Raw genomic sequence first — 13,516 nt, forward strand, 5'->3', positions numbered from 1 at the left:
TACGGCTAAAACCGTGGACTTTGGCGCATCCGACATGCCAATGACCCTGGAAGAACAAACCAAGAACGGCCTGACCCAGTTCCCGGCCATCATCGGTGGCGTGGTACCGGTTGCAAACCTGGACGGCGTGGTCGGTGGTCAATTGAGACTGTCTGGCGCTGTACTGGCTGATATCTACCTGGGCAAGATCAAGACCTGGAACGACAAAGCGATTGTGGCCCTGAACCCGGGCGTGAAACTGCCAGACAGCAATATCGTCGTGGTACGCCGTTCAGATGGTTCTGGTACCTCTTTCATCTTCACGAACTACCTGTCCAAAGTCAGCGAAGAATGGAAAACCAAGGTAGGTGCCGGTACTGCCGTGGCCTGGCCGGAAGGTGTAGGCGGCAAGGGTAACGAAGGCGTTGCCTCTTACGTGCAGCGTATCAAGGGTGCCATTGGCTACGTGGAATACGCTTATGCCAAGAAGACCAAGATGGATTACGTGTCCATGCAGAACAAGGAAGGCCAGTTTGTGCAGCCGGATGACACCACATTCCAGGCCGCTGCTTCTTACGCCGACTGGTCTAAAGCCCCAGGTTTCTATGAAATCCTGACCAACGAGCCAGGCAAGAACAGCTGGCCAATCACGGGTGCCAGTTTCATCCTGATGCAGAAAGTGCAAGCCAACCCTGAAAACGGCCTGCAAGTGCTGAAGTTCTATGACTGGGCACTGAAAAACGGTGGTGCAGCAGCTCGCGAGCTGGACTATGTACCGCTGCCAGCTGCACTGGTGACCCAGTTGCAAGAAAGCTGGAAAGCCAACATCAAGGATGCCGCTGGCAAGCCAATCTGGAAGTAATTTTTCCGGGGTGTTGACCACTACGAAAAAGGCCGCAACGGATGTTGTGGCCTTTTTTTCTGCCCGCACAAGCAACCTCTGGGGTGAACCTGGCGATACCAAAGGTGTTTTGCAACGATTAAGAAATGTTTACACAAATGACTTGCCATCACGCCGGCGGTCAGTATGATCTTTCCATCCCCCAATACAATCATCATGACCAAGCGCAGGTTTGGTTACCCGTTTTTACCGCATGGCAAACCGGCCAAGGTTTTCCAGGGGAAAGTGATTCATGTTAGTGAAAGTGTTTGAACAGGCAAATAACTCGCAGATTGTCCTGTTAATGAGAGAAGAGTTCGAGTTCCGGGATGTCGGTTTGCAGGATATTCCGCCACCGGAAGACTGGGTGCTTCAAGGTACCTATCCGGAAGAGTCGCTCTTTTATGCTGGCGTAGATGTCAGCCTGGCCTTGCCTGACTTGATACAGTTCGGCTATCACTTGTGCCAAGGCTGATCCATCAGGGATATGCACTTTTTGAGTGCCAGTTTGTAAACCCTCACCAGGGAGTTTGCCATGCTGAGCTGGGTGCTGTTGATTGGCGGTTTACTGATACTGGCAAAAATTGTCCATGGCCTGTCTCGCATGTGGCGTTATGCCCGTTTGCTTGAAGCCCGCCGTTTAAGGCAAATGAAACACGCCGGGGATGACGAAGAAAATCTGGCCGCACTTTTGCACGAGACACACAGCCATTTGATCAGCGAAGTCCTGATTGCCGAAGAACTCCGCCACAAACCGTACCTGACCCGTACACAGGCTACCCGATTGGCCGTCTACCACCTGCATCATCCCAACCACCACCATTTCCATCATTTCTGAGGCATGCCATCTGACGGTAAAGGCATAACAGACTTCAGGCTATACGATTGCACGCGCTTAAGTGTGCTCGACTGGTGTGGCGGCGTTATATTCCGTTCAAGCAGTGGTGTCCGCTTATGCCTATACTCAGGAGACACCAAAGCCGGTTTGTCTTTTCAAAGCCTGCATGCTGTGTTTAACTGCAAAACATGCTTGTTTATCAGATGGTACCCGTGCGGACATTGTTTAGAAGATCATGAAACTAGCCAGACTTTTCGCGATATCCCTGTTCTTTCTGATGGTGCTGATTGCGCTGTTGCTCTCGCACATCATGATTGGCGACTGGCATCGCTATGCCACCGCGCGTGAAGGGCTGGATGCGATGCAGCTGGTTACCAAAGCCATGGTAGCAGCAGAGAAGGTGTCGTTTGAGCGCGGACCTTCCAACGGGCTGATGGGGGATGATATTCCCCATAATCCGGAAAGAAGCCGGCGTTTGTTCAGCGCCCGCCGCGCCAGTGACCAGGCGCTGGCCGATTTGCTGGCGACAGTATCACATTCTGCCAACCCGCGCGTGCGTGCGACCGCTGGCCTGATCCAGCAGGCACAACGCCAGTTGGCTATTGGCCGCAACGCCGTAGAAAAGGTCGCAACCTTGCCGCGGGATCAACGGCAGCCGGGTGCGATCCATGCCGCCATCCAGCAAATGTTTGACGTGGTGCCCCCGGTACTGACATCGGTTAACACACTCACCCATAATGCCGTAGACATATATCCGGAGTTTGCTGATGTACTTAATAGTGCGCAGTTTTCTGTGTATTTGCGCGAGTACGCCGGCCGGCTTGGCTCCCAGTTTACAGTTGCACTCACACGCAACGTTGCGCTTAGCAAAATGGAGCTGACCAATATCAACCAGCTCCGGGGCCGCATTGAACAAATCCGCCAATTGATCGAGTTGCCAACCACCAAGCCGGATATGGACAAACGGGTGCGCGATGCCGTGCAAAACATGGAGCAGCACTACTTTGGCAAAGGGCTGGCCTTTGTCAATTCCGTAGAGGACAACAGCGAAGCGCATCGGCCCTATGGCATGGATGCGGCGATCTTTGCCCAGCACTACGTTCCAGAAATGGCATCAATTGTCCGCTTGCGTAATACCTTGTTGGCGGTGGCGGTAGAAGGTGCCCGCCATACGCATACGCTGGCCAAGCGGGATTTGATCATCAGCTGCATTGTGGGGACGGGGGTGTTGCTGACCCTGATCCTGTTGCTGATCCTGCTGCGCCAGCGCATTGTGCAACCCGTGCTGTACGCCACCCAGGCCCTGATCGACATTGCCAACGGCAAGCCGGGTGACAAAGTACCGTACTCGCCGCGTCGTGATGAAGTCGGCAAGATGCTGAATGCGGTTGAGGTGGTGCGGGTTAATAGCATCGAAAAATTGCGGCTGGAAGCAGAGCGGAATCGTCTGACCGAAGCGTTGCACCAAAGCCATGAGCTGTACCGGCTAGTGGCAGAGAACACGAATGACGTGATCTGGCTGATGGACCTGACAACGCAGCGGCTGAAATTTGTCAGCCCGTCGGTCAAGCACCTGCGCGGCTGGACGGCAGAAGAGATGCTAAATCTGCCAGCCGAACAATATTACACGCCAGACGTTCGCAGCAAGCTCGATGCCATCTTGCACGATGCGATAGACCGCTACAACCATGGCGAACTGCCGGCCCGCTTTCTGACCATGGAGGTCGAAGTCCCCCATAAGGATGGCCATCTGGTGCCGGTAGAAATAACCGGCACACTGATGTTTGATGAGCCGGACCACCCGCAATTGCTGGGCGTGACGCGCAACATCAGTGAGCGGAAAGCAGCCGAGCAAGAAATCAAGCACATGGCTTTCTACGACAAGCTCACCAGCCTGCCCAACCGGCGCCTGCTGGAAGACCGCCTGAACCGGGCCATTGCCAGTGCAAAGCGCAATCGCCACCTGCTGGCATTGATGTTTATCGATCTGGACAAATTCAAGCCCATCAACGATGAAATGGGTCATGACACCGGCGACTGGTTGCTTCAGCGCGTGGCAGAGCGTATGCAGCAATGCTTGCGTAACAACGATACCGTTGCCCGTGTGGGCGGGGATGAGTTTGTGGTGCTGTTGCCTGATATCAACGATATTGAAAGTGCCGCCAATGTGGGGAACAAGATTCTGGAGGCGATGAATACACCCTTTGTGACCGAGCTTGGCAAATCCTTGCACATTTCATCCAGCATCGGCATCGTGCTGTACCCGGAACACGCAGACAATGCCCGTGATCTGCTACGGCAGGGGGATGTGGCCATGTACCGCGCCAAACAAAATGGCCGGAACGCGGTGTGCATTTTTTCCCCGGATGACTAGCCACAGAGGTGGCAAGCCATCTGCAGACAGGAGGAGAAGTCACTGTCTGGCGAGATGACTTGCCGTGAAGCGTACGACTATCAGGCTAGCGCCGGGATGCCCGGCATCGGGATAAAGCCTTGCAACTGCTTGATGCGGTCAATCCATGTGAGAATGTTCGGATACGCAGACAGATCAATCCCGCCTTCACCGGCCATGGCGGTATACGGGAAGCAGGCGATGTCGGCAATGGTGGGATGATCCAGCTCCAGCCAGTTACGGTTGGCCAGATGCGCATCCATGATCTTGAACACGCGATGGGCACCTGCCTGCAGTTTGTCCAGATCCAGCGGGTAGTTCAGAATCTTGACCAGCCGTGCACCGGCAGAATTCATGATCTCGCCACCGCCGGTGGCCAGCCACTGGCTGACCTTGGCAGCGGACACGGCATCGGTCGGGTACCATTGGTGGGTCTGGTCATATTGCCGGGCCAGATACACCAGAATCGCCTGGGCATCGCGCAGGCGCAGCGTACCGTCTTCAAACACCGGAATCTCGCCAAACGGATTCAGGGCCAGAAAAGCCTCGGTTTTGTGCTCCTTGTTGATAAAGTCAACGCTGACCTTTTCGTAAGGCAGGCCGAGGATGTTCAGCAGCAGACGGATTTTGTAGCAGCTGCCAGAGAGTTCAAAGTCATACAGTTTCAACATGGGGGGATTCCTTGAGTAGGGGTGTGCCATGTGGCACAGGGTTAATACACAACCACAGAGCGGATCGATTCGCCCCGTTTCATCAGGTCAAAACCATCGTTGATCTGATCCAGGGTCAGCCGATGGGTAATCATGTCATCGATGCTGATCCGGTTTTCCATATACCAGTCGACAATCCGCGGGACATCGGTACGGCCGCGCGCGCCACCAAAGGCAGAGCCTTTCCAGACGCGTCCGGTCACCAGCTGGAAAGGACGGGTGCTGATTTCCTGACCGGCGGCGGCCACCCCGATCAGGATGGATTGTCCCCAGCCTTTGTGGCAGCATTCTAGCGACTGACGCATGGTGTGGACGTTGCCAATGCACTCGAAGGCATAGTCGGCCCCGCCATCGGTCAGCTGGATAATGGCATCCACCACATTGTCGACTTCGTTCGGGTTGATGAAGTCGGTCATGCCGTATTGGCGGGCCATGGCTTCGCGGGCCGGGTTGATATCTACGCCGATGATTTTGCCGGCACCGACCAGCCGGGCGCCCTGAATCACGTTCAGGCCTATCCCGCCCAGACCGAACACCACCACAGTGGCGCCAGCCTCGACCTTGGCGGTGAAGATCACGGCACCCAGGCCGGTGGTCACCCCGCAGCCGATGTAGCACACCGTATCAAAGGGGGCATCTTCACGGATTTTGGCCAACGCAATTTCCGGTACCACGGTGTAATTGGAGAAGGTGGACGTCCCCATGTAATGAAACAGGGGTTGGCCATCCAGGCTAAAGCGGCTGGAGCCATCCGGCATCAGCCCTTTGCCCTGGGTGGTACGGATGGCCTGGCACAGGTTGGTTTTGCGCGACAGGCAGAACTTGCACTCCCGGCATTCCGGGGTATACAGCGGGATAACGTGGTCGCCCTTTTTGAGGGATTTGACCCCCGGTCCGACATCGACCACCACGCCAGCGCCTTCATGGCCGAGAATGGCGGGGAAGATGCCTTCCGGATCCGCACCCGACAGGGTGTAGTAATCGGTGTGGCAAATGCCGGTCGCTTTCAGTTCGACCAGTACTTCGCCGGCCTTGGGACCGGCCAGGTCGACCGTTTCGATGGTGAGCGGAGCACCCGCTTTCCATGCGATGGCTGCTTTGGTTTTCATGCGGTATTTCTTTCTGATGGGAACAAGACAAGATGTTTGGCCGGCTACATGAACGACGTCATGGAATGGCTACCGCAGGTACCCGGGGAGGTACCTGCAGCAGTCACGCATCACATGGCGCGATTCAAGCCTGGGCAAAACTATGCTGCTGTACGTCCATAAAAGCCGAGCTGTTCCTCGGCGCTGAACATGACGCCGGGTTTTTCGTAGTAGGAGAACACCGCAATCATGCGATCCAGCTTTCCTTCTACCGGGGTTACCCGGTGTGCGGTGTTTTTGCCACGGAAAACGTTCAGGTTGCCCGGTCTCACATTCAATTGCTGGACTTCTGGGTCCTGACCTTCCAGCACTTTGGCGACCCCGTCATAGTTCGGGTTGTCATCCGATCTGAGGTTGGTCCGATATTCAAAGACACCGCCTTGTTCCGGGGCTTGCAGTAGCAAGGTGGTCGTGAATTCCGAGCGGTCGAAATGCCAGTTAAGGGCTTCGCCATCCCGATAAGACATGACGTTGACCCGTGCCAGCGGGTCTTGCATGACATGCAGTGCCGCTTTGTTCATGGTGGCTGCCAGAAAGCGGATCAGCGGTTCGTATTCATAGATTTGCCGTACGATGCTGTCTTGTAGCTGGTCGGCGCACACCGTATGGTTGATGGTTTCTACCTTGCGCAGCGCAGGATGTCCGGCACCCAGTTCAGGGATGTCCGGTTTGAAGTAAATATTATGTACCCGCTTGTGGGTATAGGAGTTGGTATCCATGATGGGACGAATTTCTGCCACGGCTTGCTGGACAAACGCCGGCCGCAAGAAACCCTCCAGATTGTACATGCCGTTTTTTTCCAGTTCTGCTACGGACTGGTCAACAAGTGCATGCCATTCGGCACTGCCTTCCCGGTCCAACGGATAACGGTCCAGATCAAGAATATTACGCATGGTGGTCGCCTCACATGATGGTGATTAAAAATTGGGGTATCGTCTTTGTTGCCGCATCTGTTGGGGATGGACAGATCAACGGGTCTTTTCAGCAAAGCAATCCTGAAGGCCATCCAGGCAAGGCTTTGACGACGATAACTGCGTTGAACCAGTGGTTGCTGGTCATCGTTTTTGTCGTAGGCAAACGATACATAAAGAAAAATTTAATATCAACGGCATAAAATCTTGCTCTTGCCATATAAAATCTTTCGGAATGACAAATGAGGGAGCGAGCACTTCAAATACGTGGATGACGAAAGATCGGAGAAGGCCTCAAGACGGCGCTTGCAGGGGGGCGAAGACGCAGACAGCGACGAACGCACACGGGGGGGTACTATCGGACAAAGAAAGTGGCGGAAAGCCAAAAGGGACTAACAAAAGGGAAGCGCCCCCGACCAAACACGGTGGCATGGCGGATCGTGGGGCGGGGATACTGGAGGGGGTATGCTACGGTTAACCCGGTGATTCACCCTCGGCAAGAATGCTGATCAGCCGTTTGATTTCTGGACGGTTGGCTTTGGCAGGCAATGAAAACGCACAATATGGGTGCCCAAGTTTCACCGAGGTGGCAGACAGGGAGATTAACCGGCCGGCATCCAGCTCTGCTTTGGCCATGATTTTCTGACCCAATGCAATGCCAAGTCCCATACGCGCCATGGTAATGCTTAAACTGGACAAACCGGAACGCCGCCCTAGAGATGGATCGGGGTGCCGGTGATAGTCGGTCAAGGCAAACCAGTCCCGCCAGGCAGGGTGGGACGCATAGTTTGGTCCCCAGTTGGTATGGATAAACATGCTTTCATGGATTTCAGACAGGCTAAAGTCATTGTTTCCGTAGCGGTTCCAGAAATCCGGTGCGCAAACCGGAATCACTTCATCATGCACCAGTGGCACGATATTGAGCGCCGGATAATGATAATCCCCATAACTGATGCGCAAATCAATGTTCTGGCGTAGCAAATCGACCGGGTCATCTTCTACGCGGATATCAATGGCCATCTGGGGATAGACCTCCAGCAACTCTGCCAGTTTGGGCGCCAACCATTTCTCTGCCAGCGAGAAAGGGACGCTCACCACCAGGCGAGTTTGTAACTCGCCCTCCAGAATGCGTTCTGTCATAGCCGCAATATCGCCCAAGGCTCTGGATGTCTGCGGATAAATCACCAGCCCTGCATCCGTCAGGGTGATCCGGTTGCCATTACGCACAAACAGTTGCTTGCCCAGATAGGCTTCCAGATTACGTACCTGCTGGCTCACAGCCGCCGAAGATACGCCCAGTTCTGACGCTGCAAGCACAAAACTGCCGGTTCTGGCTGCAACTTCAAATGCCCTGACAGCATTTAATGGCGGGAGTTCTTGCATCTCGTCCATACCTTTCAAAAGATTTTCTAATGAAAGGGTAACAATTTATGTCGTTGATGCAAAGGTTTTTTTTCTGTATCGTCGTTGACATAAATCAACAAACAGCGATGCCAGCTGTTGTTTCGATCAATGTTTGTGGTTTTGACGAGTTGCAAGAATTGTACATGCATGAGGGTTTTGGGAGGAGATTGCAGGTTAATCGCCTTCGTGAGCAAAAACCGGCTGCAGGCGCATTTCCAGTTGTTGAATGTACTAAAGACACCCATTAGCACGCACTGGTACAACTGATACCAGGTTTAAAAAAGCATCCAGCCCGATACCGGACACCGCGTCGGAAAAGGTTAATAGTCGTCAGGCCCCTGTGTCTGGCGATCATAGCGTAATAGCCAAAGGAGAGTACTTAGCATGAAAGCATTCAAACTATCCGTAAAACCAATGGTGCTATCAAGCACCATTGCCCTCGCAGCGCTCTCTGGTCTTGCAGAAGCAAAAGACTGGCAGAATGTCACCATTGCACTGGAAGGTGCTTATGAACCCTGGAACCTGACCAACGCAGACGGGTCTCTCGGTGGCTTCGAACCCGAGCTGGCCGCCAATCTCTGCTCACGCATGAAGGTAAAGTGCAAGCTGATTGCCCAAGACTGGGATGGCATGATTGCCGGGCTTAAAGTCGGCAAGTTTGACGTGATCATGGATGGCCTGGCGATTACCGAAGACCGCAAAAAAGAAATCGCGTTTTCTGTCCCTTATGCCAGTACACCGGCCTCTTTTGCCGCCATCAAAACCAGCCCGATGGGCAAACTGCCCGGTACCGGCAAATCTGCCAGCCTGACAGGCAACGCCGCAACAGATAAGCCAACGCTTGATATGTTGCGTAAAGCCCTGAAAGGCAAAACGATTGGTATCCAGACAGGCACCGCGTTTACCGCTTTCATCTATAAGAACTTCAAGGATGTCTCGGAGATCCGTGAATACAAAACCGCCGCGGAGCATGATCTGGATCTGAGCTCTGGCCGTATTGATGTTGCCTTTGATGATGCGACGTACTTTACCTCTGCGTTTTCCAAGCCGGACAACAGTAATCTGGGCTTTACCGGCCCCAAAATTGGCGGCCCTATCTGGGGTGCCGGAGAAGCGCTTGGCTTGCGGCTGGAAGACAAAGACCTGAAAGCCAAATTTGATGTGGCCATCAAGGCGGCACTGGCAGACGGCACCGTCAAGAAGCTCAGCATGAAATGGTTCAAAATGAATGTTGCGCCTTAAACCCGCAATCATGTCATTTCTTGATTTTATCTAAGCAGCCTGGCTGGCAGACGGGGTAATCCGCTGCCAGCCGCTAAAGACAAAAAGGCATTGCGATGGACGTGTTTGAACTGTTTGGCTTTGGGGCCAAAGGCTGGGGCGGGGCGCTTTTAGAAGCCGCCTTGATGACCCTGCTGGTGACATTGAGTGCATTACTGATCGGTGCGGTTTTTGGCTCGCTGGTCGCATGGGGGAAACTCTCCAAGAGCGTCCCTGCAAAAGTGGCTGGCGACTTGTACACCACCTTGTTCAGGTGCATCCCCGAATTGCTGGTGATTTACCTGATCTACTTTGGTGGCTCCAGCCTGATGACTGCGATGCACCATTCTCTGGGGGGAGAAGGCTTTTTCGGCATGCCCCCCTTCTTGTCCGGCGCTTTTGCGGTGGGTGTGATTTCCGGCTCTTATCAGGCAGAAGTCTATCGAGGGGCATTTCACGCGGTTTCGCGTGGGGAGATAGAAGCTGCGCGTGCCATGGGCATGCCGCGCCTGAAACTGTTTTTCCGCATCATCATGCCACAGGTCATGCGTTTTGCTTTGCCTGGTCTGGGCAATGTATGGCAGATGACGCTGAAAGACTCTGCCCTGATCTCCGTGACAGGGCTGGCCGAGATCTTGCGAACCAGCCAGGTGGGTGCAAGTTCAACCCATCAGTATTTCCAGTTTTTCATCATTGGCGGGGTGCTCTACCTGGTGATGACAAGTATTTCTAACCGGTTTTTCAACGCAGCCGAAGCACGGGTAGGTAAGAGCTTCCGGCGAGCGATCGGCTAAAGGGGATCATGATGGATTTTGCTTTCCTGATGGATACCATCAAGCAGCTGCTGGCTGCACTTCCGACAACCCTGGGCCTGTTTTCTGCCTCTATTGCACTGGGCGGCCTGATGGCCATGGGGCTGACCTGGATGCGGTTTAGCCGTATCCGCGTGCTGGTGCAATTCTCAAAGGCATATGTCTTTGTGTTCCGCGGTACCCCGTTGTTGATCCAGCTGTTTCTGATCTATTACGGCGTGAGCCAGTTCAAGATCGTGCAACAGGGGTTTATGTGGCCCTTGCTGCGTGACCCGTATTATTGCGCGGTCATTACCCTTGCCTTGTGTACCGCGGGCTATTCTACCGAGATATTCCGTGGTGGCGTGCTGGCAGTGCCGGTGCAGCAACTGGAAGCCGGGCGCTCATTGGGTTTGTCGGGGTTCATGCTGTTTCGCCGGGTGATTGCCCCGATTGCACTCCGTCAGGCACTGCCTGCGTATTCCACCGAGATTGTTCTCATGATGAAAGCAACATCGCTGGCCAGCCTGGTCACGGTGTGGGAAATCACTGGTGTGGCGCAGCGCATCATTGCGCATACCTACCGGACCATGGAGGTGTTTCTGTGCGCCACACTGATTTACCTTGTGCTGAATTTTCTGATTGTGCGCATGATTGCTTTACTGGAGCACCGGTTATCTCCGCATCTTCGCCCTGTCAAAGTACCCGCTAATCTTCGTATCCGTACACAGTGAGACATGATCATGAAACCTGTTGATATTCCTGCTCCCCTGGCGTTGTCCGTCAAAGACCTGCACAAGAAATTTGGCGAGAACGAGATTCTAAAAGGCATTTCTCTGGATGCACATGTAGGGGATGTCATCTCCATTCTGGGGGCCAGCGGATCGGGTAAAAGCACCTTCCTGCGCTGTATCAATTTGCTGGAAACACCTGATGCCGGAGAAGTAACGGTGGCTGGCGAGAAAATCCTCATGCGGCGCAACCGCGCAGGCCACCCGGAGCCGGCTGACCGCCGGCAGGTGGACCGGATACGCTCAGAGCTGGGCATGGTTTTCCAGAGCTTTAACCTGTTCTCGCACATGACCATTCTGGATAATCTGCTGGAAGGCCCGGTACATGTCCAGAAGCGCTCACGCGGCGAATGTATTGATGAAGCAGAGGCCCTGCTCGAAAAAGTAGGCATTGCCGACAAGCGAAACCACTATCCGGCCCATTTGTCTGGCGGGCAGCAGCAGCGTGCTGCCATAGCGCGTGCGCTGGCCATGAAGCCGAAAGTCATGCTGTTTGACGAGCCGACATCGGCATTAGACCCGGAGCTGGTAGGGGAAGTCCTGAAAGTGATGCGTGCACTGGCCGAAGAGGGCCGTACCATGCTGGTCGTCACGCATGAAATGGGTTTTGCTCGCAATGTGTCTAATCGGGTGGTGTTTATGCACAAAGGCCTGATCGAGGCACAAGGGTCGCCATTGGACATGTTCAAGCAGGAAAAATCCGAACGGTTCCGCCAGTTCATTTCCAGCCACGCCCATGCGTGATCCCGAAACAGGCAAGCCGCTGACGGATTGCCTGTTTATCCCCCGCCACCGCCCAATGTGTCGGGGCGGGGTGTTACCAAGTAGCGGAGTCTGACATGTCTGATGTAGTTATTCTGGATAGCGAGCCGCTAGGCTGGCATGCGCTGGCACAAGTTGCGTATGGCAGCCCGCTGCAATTGGGTAAAACGGCCAACAAGCGCATACACGATGCCCGGCAGATCGTCGATTTGATCGTAGAACGGAAAGAGCGGGCTTACGGCATCAATACCGGTCTTGGGGCGTTATGCAATGTGGTACTGGCCGGAGACCAGCTTTCTGCATTGTCTCGCAATACCTTGCAAAGTCATGCGTGTGGCGTGGGCGACCCGTTGAGCATTCCGCAAACGCGCGCCATTCTGGCTGCCCAGCTGCAGAATTATGCCCATGGGCACGCCGGCATTTCCCCCGCGGTGGTGGATGGTCTGCTGGCCATGCTCAACCTTGGGATAACGCCCGTGGTGCCTGCGGGCGGCTCCGTCGGTTATCTGACCCATATGGCACATGCGGCCTTGCCGTTGATTGGCCTGGGAGAAGCCTGGGTAGATGGAGAGCGCCTGCCGGGCGCCAGTGCGCTGGCGCGTAGAGGGTTGTCTCCCCTGGTGCTCAATGCCAAAGACGGCCTGTCTTTGGTGAACGGGCTACCGTGCGCGACTGGCCTGCTAAGCGTTGCCATGGCGCGCGCAACGCGCTTGGCAAAATGGGCCGACATCATTGCCGCCATGAGTTTTGAGGCATTGAAAGGGCAGATCACGGCGTTTGATGAAGAAGCCTTGCGTGCCAAGCCGCATCCGGGTGCCCAGCAAGTTGGTAAAAATCTGCGTGCGCTGCTGTCAGACAGCGCCATTCTGGCGGTATCCAGAGGAATCCGCACTCAGGACGCACTCAGTATCCGTTCCATTCCGCAGATTCATGGCAGCACGCGGGACCAGTTGACGCACATCGGTGACCAGCTGAACATCGAGCTCGCCTCGTCAAACGATAACCCGCAAGTGTTCGGCACGCCTGAAGACTACCGGGTTATTTCCCAGGCAAACCCGCACGGGCAATCCATGGCCATGGCGGCGGATCTGCTGGCTATTGCGCTGGCTGAACTGGCCGGCGTTGCCGAGCGCCGGGTAGATCGGCTGGTGAATCCGCTGGTCAGCGGGCTGCCGCCGTTTCTGGTCGAAAGCAGTGGTGTCAATTCCGGCTTGATGATCATCCAGTATGTTGCAGTGTCTCTGGTGGCGGAAAACAAGGTGCTGGCCCACCCGATGGTGGTGGATAACTTTGTGACATCTGCCCTGCAGGAAGATCACCTGAGCCTGGCCACGCCATCGGTACTGAAAGCGTTCAAGGTGCTGGATAATGTCGAAACCGTACTGGCCATTGAATACCTGGTCGCCGCCCAGGCGCTGCATTTTTATAATGCACGTGATCTGGCACAGGGTACGCGCACGGCATTGACCCTCTTGCGCGAGCATGTGCCGCCATATATAGAAGACCGGATTGTCTCGACGGATATCACGACCGTTCTTGGCTTGCTGCGCGACCCGGGTACCTTGGCCCGGATAGAAACCGGTATCGGCTTGACGCTTTGAGAAGACGGCAAGTACATGCAACGTGTGCTTGCCGCCACCAGTGTCAGGG

Annotated in this window: 15 protein-coding genes; 11 read left to right on the forward strand and 4 right to left on the reverse strand. The window is 54.8% G+C overall.

Translation table 11 applies throughout. The features are described from left to right. The 4 genes from pstS to F552_RS20040 all read left to right on the forward strand — a co-directional run. Positions 1-841 (forward strand): phosphate ABC transporter substrate-binding protein PstS (gene pstS / locus F552_RS0108725; RefSeq protein WP_018149754.1); only part of this gene is annotated, 841 nt, incomplete at its 5' end. A gap of 271 nt (positions 842-1,112) precedes the next feature. Then, positions 1,113-1,334, forward strand: a complete 222-nt coding sequence (locus F552_RS0108730; RefSeq protein WP_026182542.1) for a hypothetical protein — start codon at positions 1,113-1,115, stop codon at positions 1,332-1,334. 60 nt (positions 1,335-1,394) lie between these two features. Next, positions 1,395-1,697: a hypothetical protein gene (locus F552_RS0108735; RefSeq protein WP_018151356.1), complete on the forward strand. Its 303-nt coding sequence runs from the start codon at positions 1,395-1,397 to the stop codon at positions 1,695-1,697. A gap of 235 nt (positions 1,698-1,932) precedes the next feature. Beyond that, complete coding sequence (locus F552_RS20040; protein WP_051078285.1) at positions 1,933-4,071, forward strand: sensor domain-containing diguanylate cyclase; 2,139 nt, start codon at positions 1,933-1,935, stop codon at positions 4,069-4,071. 80 nt (positions 4,072-4,151) lie between these two features. Here the strand turns inward: F552_RS20040 and F552_RS0108745 are convergent, their stop codons facing one another. The 3 genes from F552_RS0108745 to F552_RS0108755 form a co-directional block, all read right to left on the reverse strand. Further along, positions 4,152-4,760, reverse strand: a complete 609-nt coding sequence (locus tag F552_RS0108745; RefSeq protein ID WP_018151358.1) for a glutathione S-transferase family protein — start codon at positions 4,758-4,760, stop codon at positions 4,152-4,154. 41 nt (positions 4,761-4,801) lie between these two features. Further along, entirely contained in the window at positions 4,802-5,908 is a 1,107-nt protein-coding gene (locus tag F552_RS0108750; protein WP_018151359.1) for an S-(hydroxymethyl)glutathione dehydrogenase/class III alcohol dehydrogenase, read from the reverse strand. Between the two features lie 140 nt (positions 5,909-6,048). Next, positions 6,049-6,840: a HalD/BesD family halogenase gene (locus F552_RS0108755; protein ID WP_018151360.1), complete on the reverse strand. Its 792-nt coding sequence runs from the start codon at positions 6,838-6,840 to the stop codon at positions 6,049-6,051. Between the two features lie 14 nt (positions 6,841-6,854). Here F552_RS0108755 and F552_RS0108760 point away from each other — a divergent pair, with 14 nt between their 5' ends. Further along, the gene (locus F552_RS0108760) at positions 6,855-7,061 is read left to right on the forward strand and encodes a hypothetical protein (protein ID WP_018151361.1); all 207 of its coding nucleotides are present in this window, start codon (positions 6,855-6,857) and stop codon (positions 7,059-7,061) included. Positions 7,062-7,332: 271 nt separating this feature from the next. Here F552_RS0108760 and F552_RS0108770 read toward each other — a convergent pair whose 3' ends face one another. Then, entirely contained in the window at positions 7,333-8,241 is a 909-nt protein-coding gene (locus F552_RS0108770; protein WP_018151363.1) for a LysR substrate-binding domain-containing protein, read from the reverse strand. A gap of 47 nt (positions 8,242-8,288) precedes the next feature. Here F552_RS0108770 and F552_RS20725 point away from each other — a divergent pair, with 47 nt between their 5' ends. From F552_RS20725 to F552_RS0108800, 6 genes are all read left to right on the forward strand, one after another. After that, positions 8,289-8,510 (forward strand): hypothetical protein, encoded by a 222-nt coding sequence (locus F552_RS20725; protein WP_018151364.1) that lies wholly within the window; start codon positions 8,289-8,291, stop codon positions 8,508-8,510. Between the two features lie 136 nt (positions 8,511-8,646). Then, positions 8,647-9,504, forward strand: a complete 858-nt coding sequence (locus F552_RS0108780; protein WP_018151365.1) for a transporter substrate-binding domain-containing protein — start codon at positions 8,647-8,649, stop codon at positions 9,502-9,504. Positions 9,505-9,599: 95 nt separating this feature from the next. Then, complete coding sequence (locus F552_RS0108785; protein ID WP_018151366.1) at positions 9,600-10,316, forward strand: ABC transporter permease; 717 nt, start codon at positions 9,600-9,602, stop codon at positions 10,314-10,316. 8 nt (positions 10,317-10,324) lie between these two features. Further along, positions 10,325-11,047 carry an ABC transporter permease gene (locus tag F552_RS0108790; protein ID WP_211208253.1) on the forward strand — a complete coding sequence of 241 codons (723 nt, stop codon included), beginning with the start codon at positions 10,325-10,327 and terminating at the stop codon, positions 11,045-11,047. A gap of 9 nt (positions 11,048-11,056) precedes the next feature. Continuing rightward, complete coding sequence (locus tag F552_RS0108795) at positions 11,057-11,848, forward strand: ABC transporter ATP-binding protein (protein ID WP_018151368.1); 792 nt, start codon at positions 11,057-11,059, stop codon at positions 11,846-11,848. A 95-nt stretch (positions 11,849-11,943) separates the two neighbouring features. Next, on the forward strand, positions 11,944-13,467 hold the full coding sequence (locus F552_RS0108800; protein WP_018151369.1) for an HAL/PAL/TAL family ammonia-lyase: 1,524 nt from the start codon (positions 11,944-11,946) through the stop codon (positions 13,465-13,467). Positions 13,468-13,516: the final 49 nt, after the last annotated feature.

Origin of the sequence: Leeia oryzae DSM 17879, from assembly GCF_000376945.1 — a bacterium.
Lineage (GTDB): Bacteria > Pseudomonadota > Gammaproteobacteria > Burkholderiales > Leeiaceae > Leeia > Leeia oryzae.